The organism is Streptomyces sp. NRRL F-5650 (genome assembly GCF_000721365.1).
GTDB lineage: Bacteria > Actinomycetota > Actinomycetes > Streptomycetales > Streptomycetaceae > Streptomyces > Streptomyces ardesiacus.
This window is the reverse complement of record NZ_JOGV01000003.1, coordinates 299,145-326,119: the sequence shown is the minus strand read 5'-3', so window position 1 is coordinate 326,119 and position 26,975 is coordinate 299,145. Positions and strand designations below refer to the sequence as shown.

14 protein-coding genes and 1 pseudogene are annotated in these 26,975 nt (G+C 70.3%); 4 read left to right on the top strand and 11 right to left on the bottom strand.

The annotated features are described in order from the left end of the window. The coding region (locus IG88_RS0105900) for an RICIN domain-containing protein (RefSeq protein ID WP_031035735.1) at positions 1-874 on the top strand (874 nt) is incomplete at its 5' end. Between the two features lie 19 nt (positions 875-893). On the opposite strand, the gene IG88_RS0105895 is transcribed toward IG88_RS0105900, so the two are convergent. The 9 genes from IG88_RS0105895 to IG88_RS0105855 form a co-directional block, all read right to left on the bottom strand. After that, positions 894-1,571 carry an ABC transporter ATP-binding protein gene (locus IG88_RS0105895; RefSeq protein ID WP_031035733.1) on the bottom strand — a complete coding sequence of 226 codons (678 nt, stop codon included), beginning with the start codon at positions 1,569-1,571 and terminating at the stop codon, positions 894-896. Further along, positions 1,564-2,541: an ABC transporter ATP-binding protein gene (locus tag IG88_RS0105890; RefSeq protein ID WP_031035731.1), complete on the bottom strand. Its 978-nt coding sequence runs from the start codon at positions 2,539-2,541 to the stop codon at positions 1,564-1,566. The genes IG88_RS0105895 and IG88_RS0105890 overlap by 8 nt, the downstream gene beginning before the upstream one ends. After that, on the bottom strand, positions 2,538-3,425 hold the full coding sequence (locus IG88_RS0105885; RefSeq protein WP_031035729.1) for an ABC transporter permease: 888 nt from the start codon (positions 3,423-3,425) through the stop codon (positions 2,538-2,540). The genes IG88_RS0105890 and IG88_RS0105885 overlap by 4 nt, the downstream gene beginning before the upstream one ends. Before the next feature lie 5 nt (positions 3,426-3,430). Beyond that, complete coding sequence (locus tag IG88_RS0105880; protein WP_031035727.1) at positions 3,431-4,399, bottom strand: ABC transporter permease; 969 nt, start codon at positions 4,397-4,399, stop codon at positions 3,431-3,433. A gap of 32 nt (positions 4,400-4,431) precedes the next feature. Continuing rightward, positions 4,432-6,096 (bottom strand): ABC transporter substrate-binding protein, encoded by a 1,665-nt coding sequence (locus IG88_RS0105875; protein ID WP_107452045.1) that lies wholly within the window; start codon positions 6,094-6,096, stop codon positions 4,432-4,434. 125 nt (positions 6,097-6,221) lie between these two features. Next, positions 6,222-6,731, bottom strand: a complete 510-nt coding sequence (locus IG88_RS0105870; RefSeq protein WP_031035722.1) for an O-acetyl-ADP-ribose deacetylase — start codon at positions 6,729-6,731, stop codon at positions 6,222-6,224. Between the two features lie 183 nt (positions 6,732-6,914). Continuing rightward, on the bottom strand, positions 6,915-8,324 hold the full coding sequence (locus IG88_RS0105865) for a phytoene desaturase family protein (protein WP_031035720.1): 1,410 nt from the start codon (positions 8,322-8,324) through the stop codon (positions 6,915-6,917). A gap of 109 nt (positions 8,325-8,433) precedes the next feature. After that, positions 8,434-9,279 carry an inositol monophosphatase family protein gene (locus tag IG88_RS0105860; protein ID WP_031035718.1) on the bottom strand — a complete coding sequence of 282 codons (846 nt, stop codon included), beginning with the start codon at positions 9,277-9,279 and terminating at the stop codon, positions 8,434-8,436. A gap of 130 nt (positions 9,280-9,409) precedes the next feature. Then, positions 9,410-11,245 carry a gamma-glutamyltransferase family protein gene (locus IG88_RS0105855; protein WP_031035716.1) on the bottom strand — a complete coding sequence of 612 codons (1,836 nt, stop codon included), beginning with the start codon at positions 11,243-11,245 and terminating at the stop codon, positions 9,410-9,412. A 191-nt stretch (positions 11,246-11,436) separates the two neighbouring features. Between IG88_RS0105855 and IG88_RS38370 the strand changes: the two are divergent. Next, positions 11,437-12,507, top strand: a pseudogene (locus IG88_RS38370) (tyrosine-type recombinase/integrase); the annotation flags it as partial. A gap of 428 nt (positions 12,508-12,935) precedes the next feature. Here the strand turns inward: IG88_RS38370 and IG88_RS0105845 are convergent. Then, positions 12,936-20,030 (bottom strand): polymorphic toxin-type HINT domain-containing protein, encoded by a 7,095-nt coding sequence (locus tag IG88_RS0105845; RefSeq protein WP_420712071.1) that lies wholly within the window; start codon positions 20,028-20,030, stop codon positions 12,936-12,938. Positions 20,031-20,569: 539 nt separating this feature from the next. On the opposite strand from IG88_RS0105845, the gene IG88_RS0105840 reads away from it, so the two are divergent. Next, positions 20,570-24,043, top strand: coding sequence for a DNRLRE domain-containing protein (locus IG88_RS0105840; protein ID WP_031035712.1), 3,474 nt, complete (start codon positions 20,570-20,572; stop codon positions 24,041-24,043). 687 nt (positions 24,044-24,730) lie between these two features. Here the strand turns inward: IG88_RS0105840 and IG88_RS0105835 are convergent. Then, a complete protein-coding gene (locus IG88_RS0105835; RefSeq protein WP_031035711.1) occupies positions 24,731-25,669 on the bottom strand; it encodes an SDR family oxidoreductase in 939 nt (312 codons plus the stop codon). Between the two features lie 378 nt (positions 25,670-26,047). On the opposite strand from IG88_RS0105835, the gene IG88_RS0105830 reads away from it, so the two are divergent. Then, positions 26,048-26,890 carry a helix-turn-helix transcriptional regulator gene (locus IG88_RS0105830; RefSeq protein ID WP_031035709.1) on the top strand — a complete coding sequence of 281 codons (843 nt, stop codon included), beginning with the start codon at positions 26,048-26,050 and terminating at the stop codon, positions 26,888-26,890. Positions 26,891-26,975: the final 85 nt, after the last annotated feature.

Below are 26,975 nucleotides of genomic sequence, written 5' to 3'. Positions count from 1 at the left end.
CGTGGAGGCGACGCTGAAGCCGAAGCGGATCATCTGGTTCGGTGCGAAGGAGGAGCGGCCGTACCAGTTGGCCGTGCGCCGTTCGGGGGTGGATCCCACACCGGTCGAGGGCATGTATGTGCAGCGGGGGTTCCTGCCGCGCTGGCTGGCGACGTTCCTGGGGATCTTCGTGGCCGTCGCGGTGGCGTTCGTGATGATCTGGATCGCGTACAAGCCGCAGGTCCGCACGAGTGCCACCGAGCAGACCCAGCAGGCCGGCGCGGCCCTGGCCCCCAGTCCCAGTGCCGACCCCGAGACCCTGCCCAGCACCGCCGAGTCCGCGCCCGCCCCCGAACAGCCGAAGGTGCAGCAGCCGGCCCCGCCGGAGCCGCAGGACGACGGGGGTGACGGCGCCGGGGAGAAGGCGCCGGCGCCCAAGAAGACCCAGAAGGAGAGTTCGGGCGGGGGCGGCCAGGAGAAGCCGGAGGCCGAGACGCCGGAGACGGTCGCCCCCGGCACGACCATCTACGGCCACGCCTCCAACCGCTGCATCGAGGTGGCGGGGCACAAGTGGCGGGACGGTGCGCCGCTGCAGATCGCGGACTGCACCGGCAAGAACTGGCAGCGGTGGGACTTCCGCCCCGACGGGACGATCCGGTCGCTGGGCCTGTGCATGGACGCGACCTGGGGCGGCACGGCCAACGGGACGGTGGTCCAGGTGGCGGTGTGCAGCGGCAACCCCGCGCAGCAGTTCATCCTGGCCGGGCCCCGGGACCTGGTCAACGTGCAGGCCAACAAGTGCGTGGACGTCGTCGACGAGAAGACCGGCAACGGCGCGAAGCTCCAGCTCTGGGAGTGCAGCGGCCGGGACAACCAGAAGTGGAGCACCCGCTGACCCGCCCGGGGGCGCGGAGTCAGTCCGCCGTCGTGGCGGCCGGGGAGACCAGGGAGGCCCATTCCACCGTGCGGTCGCACCAGCGGTCCAGCAGGACCCGGTCGTGGCCGACGGCCAGCAGCCCCGCTCCGGTGACGGCCCGGTAGTCCTCCACCACCCGGACCAGGGCGGCCGTGGTCGAGGCGTCCAGCATGGCGGTCATCTCGTCGCACACCAGCCAGCGCGGGCGCAGCACCAGGGCGCGGGCGAGACAGGCCCGCTGCAGTTGGCCGTCGCTGACCTCGTGCGGACGCCTGGTCAGCAGGTCGGTGGTCAGCCCCACGGTGTCGGCCAGTTCGGCGACCCGCCTGTCCGCCTCCTCCCGTCGGCCGGTGGCCCGCAGTGGCTCGGCGACCAGGTCGGCGAGGGTGAGCCGGGGGTCGGCGGAGAGGCGGGCCTGCTGGAAGACGACGCCGACGGCGGTGCGCCGGTCCCGGGGAGCGCGGTGCCGCCAGCGCCGTACGGGGGTGCCGTCGAGGACCAGCGTTCCGGCGTCGGGGCGGTGCAGCAGGGCGGCGACGCGGGCGAGGGTGGACTTGCCGCAGCCGCTCGCACCGAGCAGCCCGACGGCCTCCCCCGGTGCGACGGACAGGGAGACGTCCCGGAACACCGGCGCCTTCCGGTCGTATCCGGCGGTGACGGCGCACAGTTCAAGCACGGTCGGCGGCCTCCGTGAGCACGGTGTGCGGATGGTGGCAGGCCACCGCGTCGCGCAGCGGGGGCCGGGCGGCGCAGGCGTCGCTCGCCCGGGCGCAGCGGGCGGCGAAGGCGCAGCCGTTGGGGAGGGCGCCGAGTTCGGGCGGCAGGCCGGGGATGGGGGCGAAGGCGCGGTCGGGCAGCGCGTCGAGCAGGCCGCGGCTGTAGGGGTGGCGTGGGCCTGCGGCGCCGAAGAAGGCGTCGGCGTCGGCGAGTTCGACGATGCGGCCGGCGTACATGACGGCGACGCGGTCGGCGATGCGCTCGGCGGCGGCCAGGTCGTGGGTGATCATCAGCAGGGCTCGGCTCCCGCCCTGGTCGACATGTCGCCTCAGTTCGTCGGCCGTGCGGTCCACGAGGTCCCGGTCGAGGCCGGTGGTGGGTTCGTCGGCGAGCAGCAGCGGGGCGTCGCCGACGAGGGCGAGGGCGGTGGCGGCGCGCTGGGCGAGGCCGCCGGAGAGTTCGTGCGGGTGGCGGTCGAGGTGGGTGACCGGGAACGCGGCGCGTTCGGCGGCTGCCTCGGCGGCCTCGCGCAGCGCCGTGCGTCCGCGGACCGCGGCCAGTTCCGCGACCGTCTCCTCCAGTTGCGAGCGGATGGTGCGGACCGGGGTGAGGTGGGCGGCCGGGCTCTGCGGGACGAGGCCGACCAGCCGGCCGCGTACGGTGCGGGCGAGGGTCCGCTCGTCGGCGGCGAGCAGGTCGAGGTCGCCGAGGAGCGCGCGGCCCGCGGTCTGCGCGTTGCCGGGCAGCAGCCCGAGCAGGGCGGAGGCGAGGACGGACTTGCCGCAGCCGCTCTCGCCGATCAGGGCCAGGCACTCGCCCGGCGCCACGTCGAAGCGGGCGTCGGTGACGGCGGCGACGCGGCGCCCGCCCGGCATGAGGAAACGCACCGACATGCCGCGTACGGACAGCACGGGGGCTCGCTCGGTCACAGCATCAGCTCCGATCGGCGGCGGGGGTTGATCCGTTCCCGCCAGGCGCCCGCGAGTCCGGCGACGGCGAGGGTGGGCACGATGATGAACAGGCCGGGGAAGAGGGTGGGCCACCAGTGCCCGGCCAGCAGCGAACCGCGGGCCTCCTGGATGAGGTTGCCGAGGCTCGCGGTGTGGGTGGGCAGGCCCAGGCCGAGGAAGGACAGCGCCGACTCGTGCCACATGGCGTGCGGCACCATGAGTACGGCGGCCAGTGCGGCCTGCGGCAGGACGCCGGGCAGCAGGTGCCGCACCGTCACCCGCCACCGGGACGCGCCGCCGGAGACGGCCGCGTCGATGTGGGGGCGGGCGCGCAGGGACAGCACCTCGGCGCGGACGATGCGGGCGGTGGACAGCCAGTGGGTGAGCGCGACGGAGGCCACCACCGGCCAGACGCCGGGCCGGAACAGCGCGACGATGAAGATGCCCATCAACAGGTGGGGCACGGAGGAGAGGGCGTCGACGGCCCGCATGACGCCCCGGTCGACCCACCCGCCGAGCGCCCCGGCGGCGGCGCCGACGGCGGTGCCCACGACCGTCGCGGTCAGCGCGGCCGCCACCCCGACGAGCAGGGAGACCCGCAGGCCGTAGACGCAGCGCAGCAGCAGGTCGCGGCCGACGTCGTCGGTGCCGAACGGGTGCGCCCAGGTGGGTGCCTGGAGCTTGGCGGCGAGATCGACGGCCTGCTGGTCGAGCCGCACCAGCGGCGGCACGAGCAGTACGGCGAGCACGGTGAGGGCCAGCAGCACGACGGAGGTGCGCAGGCGCAGGGTGCGGGTGGAGCGGCGGTCACCGGTGCGCGAGCGCCACCCGGTGGCGGTCTTGCCTGCCGCGACGTCAGCCATGGCCATCACATCTCACTGAGCTTCACCCTCGGGTCGAAGAGTCCGTAGAGCAGGTCGGCCAGCAGGTTGCCGGCGAGTACGGCGGCGGTGGCGAGCGTGGTCAGGGCGGCCAGCAGCGGGAAGTCGACTGCGGTGGCGGCCTCGACGGTGGCGGCGGCGATGCCCGGCCAACTGAAGACGCTCTCCACCAGCAGGGCACCGGTGATGAGTTCGGGCACGCGGGAGCCGATCAGGGTGAGCACGGGCAGCAGTCCGGAGCGCAGCGCGTGCCCGAGGAGTACCGTGCCCTCCCGCAGTCCGCGGGCCCGGGCGCCGCGCACCGGGTCCTCCGCGAGGGCGTCGCCGACGCCCTGGCGCACGTAGAGGGTGAACCAGGGCAGTTGGGAGACGGCGAGCACACCCGCGGGCAGCACGATGTGGCCCGCGACCTGGCCCGGGGTGACCCGTTCGCTGGCGGTGTCGGTGAGACCTCCGGCGGGCAGCACGTCCCACTGGAGGGCGAAGAGCCACACGGCGAGCAGCGCGATCCAGAAGACCGGTGCCGCCTCCAGGGTGTAGGCGAGGGACGTCACCGCCCGGTCGAGCACGGAGCCGGGCCGGCGGGCGGCCAGCACGCCGAGGAGGGTGCCGAGGGTGACGGCCACGGCGAACGCGACGGCGCACAACAGGGCGGACCAGACGAGGCGTTCGCCGATCACCTGCGTCACGGGCTGCCGCAGCACGCTGGAGTGGCCGAGGTCGCCGGTGACGGCGGAGGTCAGCCAGTGCCACCAGCGCACGACGAAGGACTGGTCGACGCCGAGGTTCTCGCGCAGCCGGTCCAGGGTCTCCTGGTCGGCGCCGAGCGCGGCGGTGCCGGCGTACGCCTTGACGGGGTCGAAGGGGGAGGCGGCGGCGATGGCGAACACGCCGAAGGTGACGACGAGGACGACGGGCAGGGCGAACAGCGCCCGCCGCCCCGCCAGTCGTGCCATCGCGCCCCAGGGCAGCCGCCGGACGGTTCCGGTCACTTCTTGGGCTGCCAGTCCTCGATGTTCCACCAGGGTCCGCTGGCGAAGCCGTGCTCGTGCGGCTCCAGTTGGGTGGTCAGCCCGTCCCAGCGGTCGGCGAGGACGTAGAGGTGGTCGATGTGGGTGAGGAAGGTGTAGCCGGGGTCGTCGACGAGGGCCTGCTGGAGCGTGTCGTAGGCGGCCGCGCGCTTGTCCGGGTCCTGACTGCGGCGCCCGGTGTCGAGCGCCTTGTCGACGGCCGGGTTGTCGTAGTGGGCCATGTTGTTGAAGCCGTCGCCGGCGAGGGTGGAGTGCAGCAGGGTGTAGAGGCCGAAGTCGGGGTCGCCGACGCTGCCGAGGCCCGCGAGCACCGCGTCGGTCTTCATCCGCGGTTCGATGACCTCCCAGGTGGCGCCCTCGACCTTCACCTCGATGCCGGCCTTCTTGGCGTCGGAGGCGTAGGCGAGCACGTGGTCCTGGCGGACCTTGTCCCCCGAGGGGTAGTAGAGGGTGAACGAGGCGCGCTGTCCGTCCTTGGCGCGTACGCCGCCGGAGCCCTGCTTCCAGCCGGCCTCGTCCAGGATGCGCTTGGCCGCGCCGAGGTCGTGGGGGCGTTCGATGCCGCGCTCGTACCAGGGGTCGTCGACGGGCAGCGGCCCGTACGCGGGCCGGCCCGCGCCGTCGAGGATCTTGTCGACCATGGCCTGCCGGTCCACGGCGGCGTCCAGGGCCCTGCGGACGGCGCGGTCGCCGGTGACCTTGCCCGAGGTGGGCAGGGTGACGGCCCGGAAGTCGTAGGACCTGGCCCGGTAGGTGCGCGTGCCGTCGTCCTTCTCGAAGGTGGCGGCGAGGTTGGGCGGCAGGACCGCGCCGTCGAGGTCGCCGGAGCGCAGCCGGGTGGCGCGTACGTTGTCGTCGGCGATGACGGCCATGGTGAACGACTTCACCGCGGGCTTGTCGCCCCAGTAGTGCGGGTTGGCCTTGAAGGAGAGCTTCTCGCCCTTGCTCCAGTGGGTGAGCACGTACGGTCCGGTGCCGACCGGCTTGGTGTTGAAGTCGCCGGTGTTGGGGTCCTGCGCGCCCGCGACGTGCTGGGGGACGACGGGCAGGACGGTGCGGGCGGCGAAGGGCGCGTAAGGGTACTTGAGCGTGAAGACGACGGTGTCGTCCCCGTCCGCGCGGACCTCCTCGACGGCGTCGAGTTCGCTGCGGGCGGTGTTGTTGGTCTTCGCGTCCAGGACGGTGCGGTACGTGTAGACGACGTCCTCGGCCGTCAGGGGTTCGCCGTCGCTGAACTTCACGCCGTCGCGCAGGGTGTACGTGTACGTCCGGCCGCCGTCGGTCACCTTCGGCAGCGCGGTGGCGAGCGCGGGCTTCAGCTTCAGGTCGGCGTCACGGGCGAGCAGCCCGTCGAAGATCTTGGAGTTGCCGTCCTTGCCGTAGCCCAGCAGCGGACTGAGGGTGTCCGGCTCGGAGGCCACCCCGATCACGACGGACGCGGCGTCCCCGGCGTCGCCGTCCTTGCTCCCGCCCGAGGGCGCGGAGCAGGCGGCCGCACCGGCGGCGAGTGCCACCGCCGCGGCGGCGCTCCGTATCGGAAGGTTCCGGCCGCTCCGGTGGCTCCGGTTGCTCTGGCCGTTCGAACGGGTCCGACGGGTCAAACGGGTCCGACGGGCTGTCATGTCTCCCCCACGCTGTTGTCGATGCGATGTTATTGCACATCACTTGCAACAAAGCGTCAAGCCAGGTCGGAGGCCGATTCCGGGTGGTCGCATGCCCGGGCGCAGACTCCGCCCCGGCCGGGCGGTCAGCCGGCGAACGCGGCGAACGCCTCGTGGGCCCGGTCGTCGAAGAGGACGAACCTGACCTCCTCGACGGCCGTGCCCGCGCCCCGTACCGTCTCGACGGCGATGCGGGCGGCGTCGTCGAGCGGCCAGCGGTAGACGCCGGTGGAGATGGCCGGGAAGGCGACCGTGCGGGCGCCCAGCTCGTCGGCGACGCGCAGGGACGCGCGGTAGCAGGAGGCGAGGAGGCCGGAACGGTCCTCGGAGGCGCTGTACACCGGGCCGACCGTGTGGATCACCCAGCGCGCGTCCAGGTCGCCCGCGGTGGTGGCGACCGCCTGGCCGGTGGGCAGGCCCTTGCCGAGGTGGCCGGCGCGGAGCCTGCGGCACTCCTCGAGGATCGCGGGGCCGCCGCGCCGGTGGATGGCGCCGTCCACGCCGCCTCCGCCGAGGAGCGAGGAGTTGGCGGCGTTCACGATCGCGTCGGCGTGTTCGAGGGTGATGTCGCCCTGGACGAGGGTGAGGGTGGGCATGGGGGGGTCCTCGCTCGGCTCGGTGCTGCGCCTGCTGTGCTCGGGCTGCTCTGCGGTGCTGTGGCTGCTCTCGGTGCCGTGGCTGCTCTGCGGTGCCGTGGCTGCTCTCGGTGCTGTGGCTGCTCTGCAGTGCTGTGGCTGCTCTGCCTGTTCTGCCCGCCTTGCCTGTCCTGCTGCGGTGGCTCAGCTCTGGCGGAGTCGGCGCCAGACCGCCTTCGCCGCGTTGTGGCCCGACATGCCATGGACGCCCGGACCCGGCGGGGTGGCCGACGAGCAGATGAACACGGCCGGGTGCGGGGTCGAGTAGGGGAAGAGGGAGAGCTTGGGACGGAGGAGCACTTGCAGGCCGCTGACCGCGCCGGTGGCGATGTCGCCGCCGACGTAGTTGGCGTTGCGGGCGGCGAGTTCGGGCGGGCCTGCGGTGGCGCGGGCGAGCACCCGGTCCCGGAAGCCGGGGGCGAAGCGCTCCAGTTGGCGTTCGATCACGTCGGTGAGGTCGCCGCTCCAGCCGTGGGGGACGTGGCCGTACGCCCAGAAGACGTGCCGCCCGGCCGGTGCGCGGGTGGGGTCGGCGACGCTGGGCTGCACGGTGATGAGGAACGGGCGCTCGGGCGCGCGGCCGGTGCCGGAGGCGGCGTCGAGAGCAGCGCCGATCTCCGCGCTGTCGGCGCCGATCTGCACGGTGCCGGCACCGCGGGCCTCCTCGGCGGTCCACGGAACGGGACCGTCCAGCGCGTAGTCGACCTTGAAGACACCGGGACCGTACCGGTAGCCCGCGTAGTGGTTGCCCAGGCCGGCGATCCGGGCCAGGGCCGTGGGCGAGGTGTCGAAGACGTACGCCCGCGCGGGCGGCAGGTCGTCGAGGCGCTTGACCTCGTAGTCGGTGTGGACGGTGCCGCCGAGGTCCGCGAGGTGGGCGGCGAGGGCGTCGGAGATCGACTGGGAGCCGCCGCGGGCCACGGGCCATCCCCGGGCATGCGCGGCGAGGGCAAAGACCAGGCCTATGGCGCCGGTGGCGAAGCCGCCGAGCGGGGCCATCACGTGCGCGACGAGCCCGGCGAAGAGGGTCTTGGCCTTCTCGTCGCGGAAGCGGCGCATCAGCCACGTCGACGGGGGCAGGCCGGTCAGACCGAACCGGGCGAGGGTGACGGGGTCGCGGGGCAGCGCGGTCAGCGGCAGGGACATGAAGTCCCGGACGAGCGTGTCCCACCTGGGCAGGAAGGGCTCGACCAGCCTGCGGTACGCGCCCGCGTCGCGCGCCCCGAAGGACGCGGCCGTCTCGCCGACCGACCGGGACAGCACGGCGGCCGAGCCGTCCGGGAAGGGGTGCGCCATGGGGAGCGCGGGGTGCAGCCACTCCAGGCCGTAACGCTCCAGGGGGAGACCGCGGAAGGCCGGGGAGTTGATGCCGAGCGGGTGCGCCGCCGAGCACGGGTCGTGCCGGAACCCGGGCAGCGTCAGCTCTTCGGTGCGTGCCCCGCCGCCGACGGCCTCCCGGGCCTCGAACACGGCGACCGAGAAGCCGCGCCGGGCCAGCTCCACGGCGGCGGTCAGTCCGTTCGGCCCCGCACCCACTACGACCGCATCGAGCATCGACGGCACCTTCGGACCCCTTCGTCAGCCGATGGCCACTGGGGATCAGGATAGGCCCGGGGTCCGACGGCGCACGGTCGCGGGCCCCGCCCCCGGTGGCATGCGGCACTCACCCCTCGCCCGACAGCAGCGCCACCACCCGACGTGCCGTGGCCGCGTCGCGGGCGGCCGTGAACGGCAGGTCGTTGCCCCCGGTGATGCGGAAGGGTTCGCCCGCGCGGGTCAGGTGGGCGCCGCCCGCCTCCTCGACCAGGAGGAGGCCGGCCGCGTGGTCCCACGCCGCCTCCCAGGAGAAGGCGGTGGCCTCGCACTCGCCCCGGGCGACCGCGAGGTACTCCAGTCCCGCCGAACCGCAGGGGCGGGGTGCCACGCCCGGGGCGCGCAGGGCGAGCAGGTCGCGCTTCTGGTCGTCCGTCGTGTAGTCCGGGTGGGAGGTGGCGACCCGCAGCTCGCGCCCGGGCTCGGGCGGCCCGGCGTACAGCCGCTCGCCGTCCAGGAAGGCCCCCTTGCCCCGTACGGCCGTGGCGAGCCGGTCGTCGGCGGGGGCGTAGGTCCAGGAGGCGTGCACGACGCCGTGGTGGGCGAGGGCCACCAGCGTGCAGAAGCCCTCCTCGCCGCGCACGAACTGCCGGGTCCCGTCGACCGGGTCGACGATCCACACCGGTGCCTGGCCGCGTATCGCGTCGTAGGAGGCAGGGTTCGCGTGCACCGCCTCCTCGCCGACCACCACGGAGCCCGGCAGGAGACCGGCCAGGACCTCCGTGAGATACAGCTCGGCCCTGCGGTCGGCGTCCGTCACCAGGTCGTGCGGGCCCGCCTTCTCGTCGACCTCGTGGGCCGCGAGCCGGCGCCAGCGCGGCATGATCTCCAGGGCGGCGGCCTTGCGGACGGCCTCTTCCACGTCGTCGGTGTGCCGGGCGAGAAACTCGTCGATGGTTTCGTTGCTCTCGATCATGGCTCCATGAGAGCACGCGCCACTGACAATCCCCGCCCGGACGGTGTACTCCGGGTGGAATCGCGACGAACACCCGGTGCGGTGGCTGCGGTGGCCGCCCGGCGGCGGACCGGGCGGCGGCGGTGCCGGGTCAGCGGCCGACCGCGTAGCCCTGCATGCCGCGCGGGTTCGCCGCCGCCGACAGCACGCCCGTCTCCGGGTCCCGCGCGACGGCGCACAGCCGGCCCTCCGACCACGCCTCCCCCACCGTCACCTCGTGCCCGCGGCGCCGCAGCCCCTCGACGACCTCCGCGGGCATGCGGGACTCCACCGTGACCGAACCCGCCCGCATGCCGCGGGGGAAGAAGGAGCCGGGGAAGCTGTCGTTGTGCCAGTTCGGGGCGTCGATCGCGCCCTGGAGGTCGAGGCCGCCGCGCACCCGCGCGCGCAGCGCGACGGCGAGGAAGAAGTGCGTCTGCCACTGGTCCTGCTGGTCGCCGCCGGGGGTGCCGAAGGCCATGACCGGCACGCCGTCGCGCAGCGCGAGGGACGGCGTGAGCGTGGTGCGCGGGCGGCGTCCCGGCGTGAGCGAGTTGGGCAGGCCCTCCTCCAGCCAGGTCATCTGGAGCCGGGTGCCGAGTGGGAAGCCCAGTTCGGGTACGACGGGGTTGGACTGGAGCCAGCCGCCGCTGGGCGTGGCCGAGACCATGTTGCCCCAGCGGTCCACGATGTCCAGGTGGCAGGTGTCGCCCCGGGTGCCCCCGTCGGCGGCGACGTCCGGCTCCCCCGGCACCGGGGAGGCCGGGCTCTTGGCGACGGTCGGCTCGCCCACCCCGAGGGCGTCGAGCCCCTCCCCCTCCACGGCGGCGACGAGGGCGTGCGCGCTCAGCCGCGGGGTGCGCCCGCCGGGTGCGCCGGGCCGCAGCTCGAAGGACGCCCTGTCGCCGACGAGTTGCCGCCGCCGCGCGTTGTACTCCGGTGACAGCAGGTCGCCGAGCGGCACCCGGTCTGCGCCGTCCGCGTCGCCGTACCAGGCCTCCCGGTCGGCCATGGCGAGCTTGCAGCCCTCGACCAGCAGGTGGACGTAGTCGGCGGAGCCGTACTCGGGGAGTTCGGCCGGGAGCAGCGCCAACTGCTGCAGCAGCACGGGCCCTTGGCTCCAGGGACCGGCCTTGCACAGGGTCCAGCCGTGCCAGTCGTACGTCACCGGGGCCTCGTAGTGGGCCGACCAGCCGGCGAGGTCGGCGGCGGTCAGGGTGCCGGTGTGGCGCTCACCGCTGGTGTCCAGGGTGGGCCGCCCGGACTGCCGTACGAGGGCCTCGGCCACGAATCCGCGGCGCCAGACCTCCCGCGCCGCGTCGATCTCCGCCTCCCGGTCCCCCGCGCCCGCGGCCTCGGCGAGCAGCCGCCGCCAGGTCGCGGCGAGGGCGGGGTTGCGCAGCAGTTCGCCCGGGCGGGGCGGCCGGCCGCCCGGCAGGTAGACCTCGGCGGAGGAGGTCCACTCCGTCTCGAACAGCTCCCGTACGGTCCCGACGGTCTCCACGACGCGCTCCACGGGTGCGTGCCCGTGCTCGGCGTAGCCGATGGCGTACTTCAGCACGTCGGCCAGTGACCTGGTGCCGTGGTCGCGCAGCAGGAGCAGCCAGGCGTCGAAGGCCCCGGGCACGGCCGCGGCGAGCGGTCCGGTGCCGGGCACCAGGTCGAGTCCGAGCCCCTTGTAGTGCGCGACGCCCGCCCCGGCCGGGGCCACACCCTGCCCGCACAGCACCCGCACCTCGCCGCCGGCCGGTGCGAGCAGGATCGGCACCTCTCCGGCTGGCCCGTTGAGGTGCGGCTCGACGACGTGCAGCACGAAGGCCCCGGCCACGGCGGCGTCGTAGGCGTTGCCCCCGTCCTCCAGCACCGCCATGGCCGACTGCGAGGCCAGCCAGTGGGTGGAGGACACCATGCCGAAGGTGCCCTGGAGGGTGGGGCGGGTGGTGAACATACGGGCTCTCACCTCGCTGTTTACGCGCGTCGGACGGCCACGTCTCCACTCAGGACCGGGCCTGGGGAGAATCTGGGGAGTTTGGGCCGGAACTCTCCTCCGCCCGCTCCCCCAGCAGGCTATCGATCACCCCGCGCCCCTTCTTCCCCGCCTCCGGCATGAAGTGCGCGTAGTGATCGAGCGTGATGGTCGGCGATGAATGCAAGGAGGCCCCGGCCAAGCTCACCGAGAAGATCGCCAACAGCGAACGCGGCCTCCCCGTTGCGGCAGCCGACAGCACCGTCGGCGACTACCTCACGTACTGGCTCAATAGCGTCGCAGTACACCAGCTCCGGGAGAACACTCACACCCGCTACGCGGCCTGCCTCCGCCTCCACCTCATCCCAGGTCTCGGGAGGAAGAAGCTCGCGCGGCTCACCTCCAAGGACGTGCGGTTCTACCTCGACCGGCTCCGCGCGGTCTGCCAGTGCTGCGGCAAGACGCTGTCGCCGCTGACCGTGACGTACATCCACTCGGTCCTCAAGTCCGCCTTGGAGCACGCCGTCCGCGAAGACGAACTGCCCCGCAACGTCGCCCGCAACGTCAAGACCACCACACCCCGCCCCAGACGCTTCCAGCCCCTCACATCTGCCGAAGCCCGCCGATTCCTCGAAGCGACCCGTGCTGATCGGCTTCACGCCCTGTACGAACTCGCCCTGCGCACCGGGCTCCGCAAGGGCGAACTCCTCGGCCTCCACTGGGAAGACCTCGACCTCGACGCGGGCACCGCCGCAATCCGCTGAACCTTGCAGCGAACCGCCGCGGGCGGGCTCACCGCGCTGCCCACCAAGACGCGGGCGTCCGAGCGCCGCATCGCTCTCCCCACATGCTGCGTCCAGTCGCTGGAGCTCCACCATGAGCAGCAGCGCGAACAGGAAGCCGTAGGCACCACGTCGCGGCACGACGGGCACGTGTTCACCACGGTGCAGGGCCGACCGATCGACCCAACCAACCTCACTCGCACCTTCATCGCGCTCCTCCGCAAGGCCGGCCTCCGCCGCATCCGCTTCCACGACCTCCGGCACTCGACCGCGACCCTGCTCCTGGAACAGGGAGTCGAACTCGTCGTGATCAAGGAACGCCTCGGCCACGCCCACATCGGCGTCACCGCAACCGTCTACGCCCACGTCAGGCTCCGCCTCCAACACGAAGCCGGTCACGCGAGGACCTCTGGATTTCGCTATAGCGAACATGCAGAGTTCCACAATAGCGCAAATCAGTGAACTGACTGTCGCCTTTCTACGCAGATCCAGATGCTATTTCTTCGAGATCATCGAAATCCCGCCTGTCGCTAGCGTGAACATCCGCGCGAGAACTCTCCGAACAGCAGGATCTCGATCGATTCGATCCAGAGATTTCAGCCTTGCCGGATCAAGGTCGATAGTGGCGACTCCACCAGCATTCTGGTCACCATCCGTCGCGAAAAGCAGCAGACATCGATACGCCTGCACAACCCCTCCGCGCTCCTCCCGCATCAACGGCCGGAGCAAAACGGCGCCTTCCCTGACCTGACTCCGAAGCGCATCCACGGAGGACCATCGAGTTGCCCAGCCTCGCTCCTCCGCCTCTGCCTGGATCACCAGCAACGAGTCGAAGCTGATCTCACATACGCGGAAGTCAGGGTCCGTCAAATGGATGAGTGCCATCAGAACTAATCCCCATCGTAGACGTCGATACGAATCCGCGTATCCGGGTCAAGACTCCCGTCCCTGATCCTTCTCAGAACCTCGTCCTTTCGGTGATGACCTCCCAGAATCGTGCCATCACGCGAGACGAGGATTCCATCTCCCTCAGCAGCATTGTTGATGCCGTCCAGGAGCTCATCATTACTCAGCTCCTCGTGATACCACTGCGAAGCCGGGTCCCGGGTCTTCTGCCCATCGGTGTACTGGCCGAGATCACCAGCATTTTCATGACGTGCAGATATTCCCGACCCACTCGGCCCGCACCCCTTGCCGTTGCTGTTGTGAACGAGGACCGGAGTAGCGCCCGCCAGCACATAGTACGTGTGCAGGTCTTCGACTGTGAGGTTGTATGTGCGAGCGTGCTTGGTGTATGCCCGGTTGCTGATGACGCGGACGGTGGTGCCGTCTGGGGTTCTGAGGGTCGTGCCGGCGACAAGATTGCGGGCCTCGACCCAGGATCCGACCTCTGGGACCCAGAAGGGGTGCTCGTGTGTGGCGGTGAGCTTTTTGGGTCCGGTGGGTGTTTCGATTGTCAGTTCGTTGAAGTGCTTGTCGTCTTCGGTGACGATCAGACGGGTGACCTTGCGGAGGCGAGTCTCCCCTGTTTCCGGGTCTGTGGCAACGACCTCGTCCCCGACCTTGATCTTCTCGATGGCCTTGGTCTTGCCGTCGGCCATGAGGACTTCGGTGCCTGCAAGGAAGCACTTACATCCCGGGCGGAACCTTGCGAGCCACTTCTCGACGGCCTCCCTACCCTTTTTTACGACCGAATCAGGTACCAGTTTCGCTACCTTCGCGAAGGGAAGGTCCGAGGCGATACCGAAGTAATCCCAGCCGTCAGCCTCTCCGGAAATTGCCTTTTTCCATGCTTCCACGTCAGGGAAGACGAGACCGGAAATGAATTTGAGGGCGTTCTTCTGGGCCGTCAGGTTGTACGGCTTGATGAGGGTCGTTGTGCCCATCGTCGGGTGGTAGCTGCCGGTTCGGACAACGCTGTGAAGGTCACCCTCCACGTCATAGGTGTAAACCGATGTTTCGTAACGGTAGGACCAGGTTCCGTCACCATTCGGCTTCATCCAGTCCCGGTAGGTGCTATTGCCGTCCTGGCAGCCCCTGTCACAGTCGGTTACCGGCCTCATACCGTCGGGGTCGCTGGTGCTGACGGGGCTGTTCTTGGCGTAGGCGTAGCCGTTCATCTGCAACGGGTCCGTGATGTCCAGGAGCGGATCCGCGCTGATGAAGCGTCCGTTGGCCTGGTCGTACTCGCGCGCGCCGATGTGGGTCAGGCCGGTGGCGGTGTCGTCGATGCCGGCGCCCAGGTAACTGCGCCTGTCCGGCCAGGAGGTCGGCTGGGGGCCGCGGGCCTCGCCGAACGGCTTGAAAGCCCGCCTGGTCACCGGTTGGTTGGCGGCCATCTGGATCGTGGTGTTGGCGGTGCCCAGATGGTCTGTGAGTTGGATGTTGCGGGTATGGCCGGTGCTGGTGCCGTTTGAGGTGCGGACGACTGTCGGGGCGCCGGGGTGGACGTAGTTGCGGGTCGCCTTGGTGATCTTTCCGGTGCTGTCGGTCGTGAGTTCGCCGTCGGGGAGGTACAGGGTGGAGCCTTCGCTGGAGTTCTCCAGGAGGCGTTGGCCGCCGGTGTCGTAGGTGTAGTTGACCGTGGTGGCACCGGTGGTGACAGTGGCCGGCTTGTTCTCGGTGGTCCAGGTGAGGTTCTGGGTGTCGTTGGCGAGGTCGCGTTTGGTGGTGTTGCCGGCGAGGTCGTAGGTGTAGGCACTGCCGGAGCCGGTGGGGGTGGTGGAGACCCAGGCGAGGGTGTGTGGCTGGGTTCTGATCGGTTCGGTTGCGCCGTTTCCGGCGGTGGTGCCGTAGTTGGAGCGATAGGTGATGTTCTTGGTGGGATCGGTGACGTTGTGCTCGGTGAGGGTGGAGCGGTTGCCGATCCAGTCGTAGGTGAATGCCTGGCGGTAGGCGGTGGCGGAGGTCGCCACCGTGCCGGCGGCCGGGGCTGCCGCGGCGAGGGTACCGGTCAGCGAGGTGTCCGGGCTGGAGGTGTCGGTGGCCGCGTTCGGAGCGTCCGCGACCGGGCCGGATGAGTGGGCGTAGTCGGTGCGGTGGCCGAAAGTGGCTCCGTTGGCGGTTTTGCAGCCGTTGCCTGTGCCGGTGGGGGTGATGTTGGAGGTCCAGGCGTGGACGAGTTCACCGAGGGCGTCGTAGGTGAAGCACTGCGTGTCCCAGGTGGCGCTTGACGCCTCGCTCAGTTTGCGGGCATGCGAGGTGATGGTGCCGGAGGCGTCGTACGAGTAGTAGCTGTCGGTGATGCGGTGCGGTGAAGAGGTCTCGCGGTCGACGACGGTGCGCTGCAGGCGTCCGGTGTGGGGGTCGATGAAGTTGGTGGTCCACACGCGATGGGGCTGAGAGCCGGAGACGGTACGGAGGACGTCCCCGAACGGGGAGTACGTGACGTCGGAGGTGTACCAGTCGGAGCCGGCCGTGGATTCGGGCAGGCCGTCCTCGTTGTAGCGGGTGACCACCTTCTCGGAGGCGATGCCGCCCTTCGACGGGAAGGTCACCGAGAGGGGCTTGCCGGTCGGGGTGTAGCTGTAGGCGTAGCTGTATGTGCCTGAAAGCCCCGTGGTCTTGGTGTTGGCGGGGATGGTGATGTCCCGCCCGGTGGGCTGGTAGTCGGTGGTGTAGCCGGTGGTCCTGGTGACATAGTCACCGTCCGGCGTGTGACGGGTCGATGCGACCGGCATGCCAAGGGCACCGACAGCGTCGAAGGTGAAGGACTTGATGGGGCTTGCCGTGGCAGACCCCTCGCGTACAGCCGTCACTCGTCCGAGTGCGTCGTAGGTCGTGTGGAGGGATTTGCCGTTGGCGTCGACGGTGGTGAGGGGGCGGTCGGCGCCGTCGTACGCGGTCGTTCTGGTGGTGCCGGTGTCCGGGTCGGTGGCTTCCACCACGCGGCCGCGTACGTCGTACTTGTACGTCCACTTGTTGCCGGCCGGGTCGGTGACCTGCGAGCGGTTGCCTCGGACGTCGTAGGTGTAGCGGGTCGACCGCGTGGTCGTCTGGGCGGCGTCGGTGTACTGCTCGATCTCGGTGACCCGGCCGAGGGCGTCGGTGGTGGTCCAGGTGGCCGGGGACGTGTTGCCCGGAGGGTCCACGTGCACGGTGTTCGGGCCGTACGAGGTGAAGGTCTCGTGCTCGAATTCGCCGTCGTGGTAGGTGGCTTGCCGGACGGTGCGGCCCATGCCGTCGTACTGGGTCTTGACGTAGCTGGGGATGAGGGTCGTGGACCTGGGTTGGAACAGTGTTGTGGTTGGCTGGTCCGCGGCGAGGTAGCCGCTGGTGACGATGCTGGTCCGGCCGTGGTCGTCGTAGGAGGTGTCGGTGATGATGCGGCCGGGGCCGTGGGCTTCGTTCTGGGTCTGGACCGGGCGGAGCAGACCGTCGTAGATGGTGACCGAGGAGGCGTAACTGCCGTCATCCTTGATTGTCTTGGTGGTGACGGCGGCGGGGCTGGTCCTGGAGGGGGTGGCGGTGGCCTGTTGGTAGCTGATCTGGACGTCGGGGGTCTGGGTGCCGCTGGAGCGGGTCGGGGACCAGCCCTTGACCAGCCGGCCGAGGTCGTCGTACTCGTACCGGATCACGCGGCCGTTGGGGTCGGTGACGGTGAGGGGGAGGGAGCGGCCGGGGTCGAAAGTGGTCGTGGTGGCGTGCCCGAGGGCGTTGATCGTCTTGAGGCCGGTGAGCGGGCCTCCAGTGTCGGCGGGTGTGTAGACGTTCTCGGTGGTGCCCTGACTGGGCCTGGTGACCTTGCGAACGCGGCCGAGCGGATCGTAGGTGGTGGTCGTGACGACGCTGTGTGCGTCGCCCTCCCCGTTGGATTCGGCGACGGTGGTGGGCATGCCCTTGAGCGGCGTGGCTGCGTGCGCGAGGCTGTCGTAGCTGGTCCGGACCGATTTCAGCAGGTGTGTTGCGTAGTTCGCGCCGTCGTATTGGGCGCAGGGAACAGCGATTGTCCGGCTCTGGGAGATCAGGCCGATCAGGTGAGCGTCGGTGTTGTGAACGTAGGTGTTTCGGGTGCATTCCTGCTCGGAGCGGGATTCGCCGCCGGCGGCGTCGGGCTTGACGACGAAGCTCTCGATCTCGGTGGCCAGGCCGTAGGTGTCGTCGACGGTGGTCAGGGTGCGCTTGGACTGCCAGCCGTCGTCGAGGGACTGGATGTCGTCGGTGCGTTTGATGCCGACGCGGTGGGCCAGGAGCGGTTCCATGGCCGAGCCGTCCTCCGCCTCCCGGGTGCGGGAGGCGGTCTGCTGGGACCAGGGGAAGCTCAGGGCGCGCCGGACGAGTTGCTTGTCCGAGTCCTTGTACGTGAGGGCCTCGGCGACCAGGCCCGCGTACTGGGGGGCGTCGTCGCCGACCAGGGTGTACGTGCCGGTGGTGTCCTTGACCTCGCCGCCGGTGCCGAGGAAGTAGCGGGTCTCCGAGTACGACTGCGACTGCGGGTCGTCGTTGCCGGTCTTGCTGGAAGTGGTCTTGCTGCCCTTGGTGACGGAAACCTGGCGGTAGCCCTGCCAGTCGCTGTACGTGCGTAGCGCGGGTCGCTGGAACTCGTCGTCGGACTTGGCCCAGGCCGGCCCCGTGTACTTGTACTTGGTGACGATCGGTACACCGTGGTTGGTGACCTTGTCGGTCTCCACGACGGAGGCGACGACGTACTTGTTGAACCACTGCTTGGGAGGCGTCTTCTCGTCGCCGTCCGGGGACCAGCGGACGGGGTAGCAGGTTCCGTTCGCCTTGCCCTTGTCCTCGGAAGGCGGGGTGGCGCAGCCGCCGGTGTACTCGACCTCGATGTCGCCGCCGGCCTCGGTGGCGACGGTGCCGATGCGGGGGCGGGTGAATCCGGGTCGCTGGTCCTTGGGGCCGGTGCGGACGAGGTTGGGGAGCTGGCGGTCACGCAGGCGGGACTGGAGTGGAGAGGAGGAGCCGACGCGGTACTCGGCGAAGCTCACGCCGTCCTTGGACTGGACGGTCCCCGTGGTGTCACCGGGACCGAATCCGGTGTGAGTGATGGAGTTGAGCCAGAGTCCCGGGGAGGTGTCGTACCAGTCGTCCGGGAAGGACTGGTGCAGGGCGTAGACGTCGACCTTGCCGAGGCCGGTCACGCCGGGGCGGGCACCGAGGGTGGTGACGGTGTCCAGGCGCATCTGTGTCCAGAAGGACGGGAAGCCGGGGCAGAGCTTGGACGTCGATTTGCAGTTGAGGTTGCCGGGGGTGTCCCACCAGGGGCGGTAGGCGCCAGGGTCGTCGGTCTTGGCGAAGTTCGCCGGGTCACAGGCGGTGACGGACTTCAGGCAGCGCTGCTTGACGCCGAAGCTGACTTGCGCTGAGGGCTTGGACAGGTCGTCCGAGCGCATTCCGTAGTCGATGGTCGTGGGGTAGGCGAAGCGCTCGTAGGCTTCCGGAGTCTTGCGCTTGTCGCGGACGGCGTAGTGGTTCGTCTCTTGCTTCCAGTTGACGACCATCACGTTGCCGTGAACGTCGGCGACCTTGTCCAGGCCCCAGCGCCACGCTTGCTGCTTGCCCGCTCCGCAGCGGGAGTCGGCGAACGCGGTGGCGTGGCAGGGTTCACCGGGATGGTTGCCGAAGACAGGGACCGTGGAGACCGAGTTCGTGTTGGCGTGGCCTGCGCCGACCTCGTGCCGGCCGAAGGTGTACACGGTCCCGTCGGTGCTGGTCACCTCCCAGTACTCGCCGTCGTTGTCGCCGTTCGCCGCACCGGTCTTCAGCGTGACAGTGGTGCCGTCGTCGGACGCGGGGCGGTATGTGTTGGTGGTGCCGACGCGGACGAGCTCGGTGGTCCGGCCGGCGAGCGACATGACCGCGTTGTGCGAGACCCAGCACAGGTCGGAGGTCTTGTTGGATTTGGCAGTGTTGTTGGGGGCGCCGGCGTCCAGGGTCTTCCGGTCGTCCTTGCAACTGCGGTAACGGCGCTCGATGTGGCCGGGGTCGTAGTCCCAGCCTTCGCCGATCCACGAGCCTTGCGGGGAGGAGACGCCGGTGCGGCCGTCCACGGACTGCGAGTTGTAGGTGAGCGCGATCTTCGGCACGGGGCCGGCCGGGGGTGCTGGAACGGTCAGCGGGTAGGACCAGACGAAGGCGCCGGAACTGCCGGCGTGCGACCAGGAGCCGGTCGAGGCGAGGGGGGTCGCTTTGAACGAGCCGCCGGGGCCGGTTCCGGAATCGACCGCGCCGATCACGGTGGAGTCGCCGCTGCCTTCCGCGTTCAGGAGGCGGGCGCCGGCTGACTGTGCGGAGGTGCCTTCGGACGCCGCGGCGACGGTGTCGTCGGCGGCCGGGTCGACGGTCGCGGAGACCGTGTTGGTGTCCGGGTCGTTGACCGACTCCAGCTCCGTGTACGCCTGGCACTCCTCGGCGTCGGGAGTGGTCAGGTAGCACGCGGGGAACTGGACAAGACGCAGGCGGGAGCCCCAGTCGGCGCCGTAGAGGTTCTTGAAGGTGCCGTAGTCCAGCGAGAGCGCGACCGGCACCGCGCCGGTGTCCGGCGGGTCGACGCGGATGACCGCACCGTCCACGCCCTGCGTGGTGACGTCGGTGCGGGCGTCCACGCTCACGCCCCACGCACCGGTGGGGGTGGGCTGCCCCTCGGCCGGGGCGAGCGTGACCGGAACCTGGCCCGAGGACTGGGGCTCGACTGTGGCGGACAGACTCCGTGCGGCACCGGACGGAAACGTGACCGTTGCGGTGGACGCGGGAAGCGGAGTGGCAGTGCCGGGCGGCGCTTCTTGCCTGTCCTGCGGAACCTCGGCCTTCAGGCTCTCGACGTCCTGGTTGACCGGATTGCCGTCGGCCGGAACGGCCTTGTCGAGCGACTCGAGACGCAGGGCCGCGCGCCCCGGCTCGTTGACCGGCGGAACAGGCGGCACGGCCATCGACGTCGCGGGCAACAGACCGACGAGTACGGCGGCACCGGCTGCGGCGACCACGGCTCTGCGGACGCGCAGGCTTCGAGAAGGGCGAGTTCGACCGAACACGGAGGGTCCCCCCGGACCACTTGGAGCGGGGTCGGAGAGGGACCTCGCGCAGGACGAAACAGATCGGGCGAATTCTGTGAGAGGTCTGTGAAGAAACGCCAGACACTCAGAACATTAGTGATCATCGTCACGCCATGTATCGACAAAGTCACTCACAGAGTGCAGCAAGTAGGCCATATCTCTCTAAGAGAGAGTAGATCTCGCAGTAGTCACGTATTCATGGCATGTCACCTGATATCCCCTCAAATTCCGTCGCTAGGGGCGCATTTGATGTCGATATGGAGACCCCGCTTGACTCCTGCTCACCCATCCGCCCGGCGGGGTGGCGCACCCGTACGAAGGCGAGCCTGCCGGTCCGAGCCCCGGCCGCGTGAACTCACAGGGTGACGACAGACGCCTCATGAGTCATCATCAGCTCGCCCTGCCATGCCCGCGCCCCCGTACGGAACGGTCCGCTTCGCCATGGCCGGCCACATCGTTCCGGAGGAGCCCGCACACGTGGATCTGCGTGCCGGGCATGGGGAAGGGGACCTCTCACGATGCCAACCAGACAGTTCCGCATGCCCGGACGACGCACCCTGGTGTTCGCCCTCGCCGCGGCGGTCGCAGCGACCGGCATCGGATATGCCGGGTTCCACGGCTCCGACGCACAACAGCCGACCAAGCCTCAGCGGGCGAAGGCGGTGACGGAGAGCGCCGCCTTCGTCCGAGCCGCCCGCACAGGCAAGCAGGTCGAGGTCACAGCAGACCGCACCGAGCACTCGACCACCTGGGCCCGCCCCGACGGCCAGCTCGCCACCCGATTCCACGCCTCGCCGGTCCGAGTCCACAAGGACGGCGAATGGCGCACGATCAACACCGATCTGCGGCGCAGCGAAGCAGGCTGGGAAACCACGGCCACCAGCACCCGGATGGTGTTCACCGCAGGCTCAGGCAAGCAGACCCCCAAGCGAGCCTCCCGAGCCGGGGTGCAGCGTGTATCGCTGGCAAGAGATGCTCCAGCCGCGACCGCAGCAGGAGCGAGCGATCTTGTCACGCTCTATGTGGGCGACTCTGGTGAATACGCCATCCAGCTCACCTGGCCGGGCCCGGTCCCCGCTCCCATCATCGACGGCTCTCGCGCCCTGTACCCGGAGATCTTCCCCGGCGCGGACCTGGTGCTCACCGCGGACAACGACGGCTTCGCCCAGCTCCTCGTCCTGAAGAACCGCGCGGCCGCAGCCAACCCGCTGGTGCAGCAGCTCTCCTACGGCATCACCTCCGAAGACCTGACCTTCCGCCTCGCCCCGCTCTCAGGCGTCCTGACGGCCGAGACCTTCTACGGCACCGAGGTGGCCAGCTCCGGCACCCCACTGATGTGGGACTCCACCGGCCAGCCCGCCGTCACCGACGGACAGGTCGGAGCCACGGCCCAGCCGACCGGCTCGGAGAGCCCCGAGCCCGGCAACTCGCAGTCCTGGACACCGGAGCCGGTACCGGCCGAAGAAGCCACGAACGACGCCGAGTCGGACGAACAGACCGACCGGGAATCCGAAGCCCCGAGTCTGCCCTCGCCCACCGACGGCCCTGAGGTCACACCGTCGGAGACCGCCACACCCACCGCCCCCGCCGAACCCACCCCCGGCCCGTCACAGACGGGCTCGGCAGCGACCCTTTCGCTCCCGCTGCTCGACGGGCCGTCACCCGACTCACTGGGCAACACCGTGGAGTCCGGCCTCTCGGGCGACAACTGGGTCATCACCCCGGACCTGAACTTCCTCAACGATCCGGAGACGACCTACCCGGTCTTCGTCGACCCGTCCGTCACCAAACACATGGACAACTGGACGACCGCCTACAGCCGGCATCCCAACGCCACCTTCTACAACGGCAAGGGCTTCAACAAGGGCGGCACCCACGAGGCCCGGGTCGGCTTCGAGTCCGACACCTGGGGCACATCCCGCTCCTTCTTCAACATGAACTTCGACAAGAACCTCAAGGGAGCCAAGATCAGCAGCGCCAAGCTGCGTCTGCTGGAAACGTACTCCTGGTCCTGCAGCGCCCGGTCCATGAGCGTTCACGTCACCGGAGCGATCAACAAGAAGACCAACTGGAAGAACGCCCCGAAACTGACCGACGGCAACAAACTTCAGACCCGCAGCTTCGCGCACGGCTACAAATCCAGTTGCCGCGACGCCTACGAGACCTTCGACGTGAAGAAGGCCGCACAGAACTACGCCGACCTCGGCCGCTCCAAAATCACCTTCGGGATGCGCGCCAGAGACGAGAAATCACAGTACGCCTGGAAGAAGTTCCAGGCCAACGGCGACAACGGCCCCGCACTCGAACTCGTCTACAACCGACGCCCCTCGTCCCCCACCAACCTCGACCTGTCCCCCGACGCCAAGTGCACCACCACCGAACCGTACGTCCGCATGGGCGCAGGCAGCGTCACCTTCACCGCACGAGGCAAGGACAAGGACAGCAACCTCGACTACCTGGACTTCGACCTCTGGCCCACCGGCAAGTGGGGCACCACCGGCGACATACTCGGCTCCACGGGCAAGGTGTCCACCGGCAGTGCCGGCGGCGATGCCCTGCGCTCCACGCCCGCCTTCCCCACCAGCAAACTGACCAACGGCACCCTGTACTCCTGGCGGGTCCGCAGCGTCGACGACAAGGGCGCCACCTCCGGCTACTCGCCGGCGAAGACGCCCTGCCGTTTCGTCCTGGACACCACCGCACCCAAGCGTCCCAAAGTCACCTCCACCGACTTCCCCGACGCCGACGGCTCGGAGAACGGTTTCGGAAACGACGCAGAGGACGCCAACTGGTCAAAGCTGAAGTTCGGTACCGCGGGCTCCTTCACCGTCTACGCCGGCTCCACCGACACCGTCCGCTTCGAATACTCCTTCAACGGTTCCAACTACAACTTCTCCAAGAGCCGTACCGCCGGAACCGCCGTCACCACCCCGACCACCATCACCGGAGCCAAACCCCCGACAGCCGGCCCCAACGTCCTCTACATCCGCGCTGTCGACGGGGCAGGCAACGCCTCAACCCCGGCCCTCTACTTCTTCTACGTCAGCCCGCGCGACGAAGCCGACAGCGCCGGCGACTTCACCGGCGACGACCTCGCCGACCTCATGGTCGTGACCGCCGCGGGCAACCTCGCCCTCTACCCGTCCCAGGCCACACCCGACCTCACCCGCGCCAGCGGCGACCTCGACTACTCCATGCCCGGCGCCTACCGCACCAATCCCGCCAAGGACCCGGGCTCGGAGGACGGTCTACCGCCGTTCGTCGCCGCGCCCTCCGGCCACTTCAAGGACTCCCTGATCACCCACAACGGTGACATCTACGGCGGTGACGGCCTCCAGGACCTCGTCGTCAGGGTCGGCGGGAAGCTGTGGGTCTACCCGGGCGACGGCTACGGCGCGGTGAACATCGACAAACGCAGAGAGATCCTCCTCCCGGCCGGCGCCCCATCACCCGCGTCCATGGACCAGATCATGGCAGCCGGTGACATCACCGGTGACGGAGAAACCGACTTCCTCGCCCGTGCCGGCACGGAACTGTGGGCACTGGTCGGGTACCACGGAGCCACGATCAGCAGCGCCACCCGGCTGACCTCGACTCTCTGGGACGAGCGGGACATCGTCACCGTCGGAGACGTGTCCGGCGACGGAGTCGCCGACCTGATCTACCGGTCCGACACCGCCAAAACCCTCCGCCTCCGCAAAGGTATCGCCAACGCCTCCGGCAGCGGCGTCGACCTCAACTCACTGGCCTCGGGAGCCAACTCCGCAGGCGGCGCCGACATCGCGTACTCCGGCGGCGGCTGGTCCCGCGCCTCCATCCCGCACATCCTCGGTACCCCCGACGTCACCGGCGACTCCGTCCCCGACGTCTGGACCGTCCGCGCGGACGGCTCGGTCCGGGTCTACGCCGGAAAAGCCGACGTACTCCCCGGCGCAGGAACGGAAATCATCACCGCCCGCTCGTACTGGAAGGACCGCATCGCCATCGGATGACACACCGCCGCCGAGCGCCCGGACCGACTCCCTGAGATAACGGGGGTCCGGGCGCGCTGCGTGAGGAAGACCCAGGCACAGCTGAGGGCCGACCCCAGGTGCTGCTCTGCATGACCCGGGTGTCGATGGGAGGGGCCTGCACCCTCGTCCCGTCGGGTGTGCGGGTGCGATCGCACTCGCCAACGCCACAGACCACTCGCCAGAATCCGGACCAGGTACAAACCAACGCGGCCCGGCGCTCGACGTTCTTCACTGGCGGCGGCCTCTGCCTTGGCCACAGCTCTGCTTCGCCTCTGCCTCCGGCCAACTTCGAGGCCCCAGATGAGTGGCATTCCGACAGTGCTCCCCGCTACTCCGCCTGGGGAGTGGCTGGGGAGTGGCTGGGGAGTCTCTTCGTCGCTGGGGAGGCTCTGGGGAATTCCGGCGGCATAGCCCGGTACCCCACCGAAAGACGCGGAAAGGAGGATCACCGCACGTCAGGGACTCAATGAGCAACAAAAGCCCAGGTCAGCGACCCGACCCCGGGGCCTCCATGCCGAAGGTGCACTGGAGGGTGGGCGGGTGGTGAAGCGCATGGGCGGCCTCGGTGTTCGGGAACTCCGGCCGGTCCGGCCGACATCACAGACGTCCGCAGGGGAATGCCGTGTCCCCACGACCACGACACCCCGACCCCGCCCCCACCGCCCGTCACCCGCACCGCACCCCGGTCAGTTCCTCGGAGCGTTCCCAGGTGCGGCGGGCCTCGTCCGGGCCGCGGAGGCGGCTGTAGAGCTTCTGCCGGGCCGGTGGGCCGCCCAGGTGGCCGGGGCCGCCCGGGCCGTAGAAGGCACCGCGTCCGGCGTCCGGCGAGGTGGCCGCGTACAGGGCGGGGAGCCCGGCGCTGCGGGCGGTGCCGAGGAGGATGCCGCGGGAGGACAGGGCACGGATGGCGCGCACGCCCAGGGTGTCCTTGGCGCGGCCCAGCTCGGGGCGGGCGGCGAGCAGGCTCGTGGGGGCGACACCGGGGTGGGACAGGTTGCTGGTGATGCCCCAGTCGCCGGCCGCGCTGCGGCGGTCGAGTTCCAGGCCGAAGAGGCCGAGCGCGATCTTGGACTGGCTGTAGGCGCGCATGCCGTCGTAGGAGCGTTCCCAGTTCAGGTCGTCCCAGTTGATGCCGTGGCGGTTCGCCGCGACGCTGATCTGCGAGGTCACCCGCGCCCGGCCGGCCCGCAGCAGCGGGAGCAGGTGGGCGACGAGGGCGAAGTGGCCGAGGTGGTTGGTGCCGAACTGCAGCTCGAAACCGTCCGCGGTCGTCTGCCGCGCGGGGGGTGTCATGACCCCGGCGTTGTTGACGAGCAGGTGGATCGGGCGGTCCTCGGCGAGCAGGGTCCTGCCCAGTTCGGCCACGGACGTGAGCGAGGACAGGTCCAGCGCGCGCGACGAGACGGCCGCGCCGGGCACCCGGGCGCGAATGGCGTCGAGCGCGGCATCCCCTTTGCGCGGGTTGCGGACCGGCAGCAGCACCTCCGCACCGGCGGCCGCGAGGCGGGTGGCGATGCCGAGCCCGATCCCGTCGCTGGCGCCGGTGACGACCGCGCGTGTGCCGGCCAGGTCGGGGACGGTGATGTCGAAGTCGGTGCGTGGCACTGGTTCGCTCCCTCGCGGTGTCTTTGCTTCACTCGTGGCTTCACTCGTGGCTTCACTCGTGGCGTCGGCTCGCCGGTCGCGTTGTCCTTCCGGACGCCGTTTCGGACGTTGTGCCGCCTCGGCCGTCGCGTCACCGTCGCGTCGTCGCCGTTTCCCAGCGTGCCCGGCTTCCGCGGCCGGGTGCAGGGCCCGCCGGTCCACTGACCGGCAGGGCGTGGATACGGCGTTTCAGCGGCGTCGTCGCAGGCCGGCGCCCCTCTCACGGGTGGTCCGGAGGGATGCGGGGCACCGGAGAGGGGGATCGGCGGTCCGTGGCTGCGGTGCCGCGGCGGCGGTAGAAAGAGGGGACGGGGGAAGCGGCACGCGAGGAGAGGGACCATGGAGATCGACCGGACCGGGCTCGCCGCCTTCCTCCGGCGCCGCCGGGAGCTGCTGCAGCCCGAGGACGTCGGGCTCCCGCGGGGGCGCCGGCGCCGGACCAGCGGGCTGCGCCGGGAGGAGGTCGCGGCGCTGTGCCACATGTCGGCCGACTACTACGCGCGCCTGGAGCGGGAACGCGGCCCGCAGCCCTCGGAGCAGATGATCGCCTCCATCGCCCAGGGCCTGCACCTGTCCCTGGACGAGCGCGACCACCTGTTCCGGCTGGCCGGGCACAACCCGCCCGTGCGGGGCTCGGCCGGCGAGCACGTCGGCCCGGGCCTGCTGCGCATCCTGGACCGTCTGGCCGACACCCCCGCCGAGATCGTCACCGAACTCGGCGAGACCCTGCGCCAGTCCCCGCTCGGGGTGGCCCTGACCGGTGACACCACCCGGTTCCGCGGACCGGAACGCAGCATCGGCTACCGCTGGTTCACCCTGCCGGCCACCCGGGACCTGTACGACCCGGCGGACCACGACCTGCTCTCCCGGATGTTCGCGTCCGGGCTGCGCCGGGTCGTCACCCTGCGCGGGCAGGACTCGCGCGCCGCCCACTACGCCGGCCTCCTCCTGGAACGCAGCGAGGAGTTCAGGAGCCTGTGGGACACGCACGAGGTGGGCGTCAGGCCCGGCCGGGTCAAGCACTTCCGCCATCCCGAGGTGGGGGCGCTGGAGTTGAACTGCCAGTCCCTCGTCGACCCCGACCAGTCGCACCAACTCCTCGTCTACACCGCCGATCCCGGCTCGGAGAGCCACGAGAAGCTGCGCCTGCTCTCCGTCATCGGCACCCAGGCGGTCGGCTGACGCCCGGCGCACGCGCGGACTCTGTACGAACTCCGTTTCCCCGTTGTATGACTTCTCCCTATGTGATGGCGGAGGCGTTCACCCC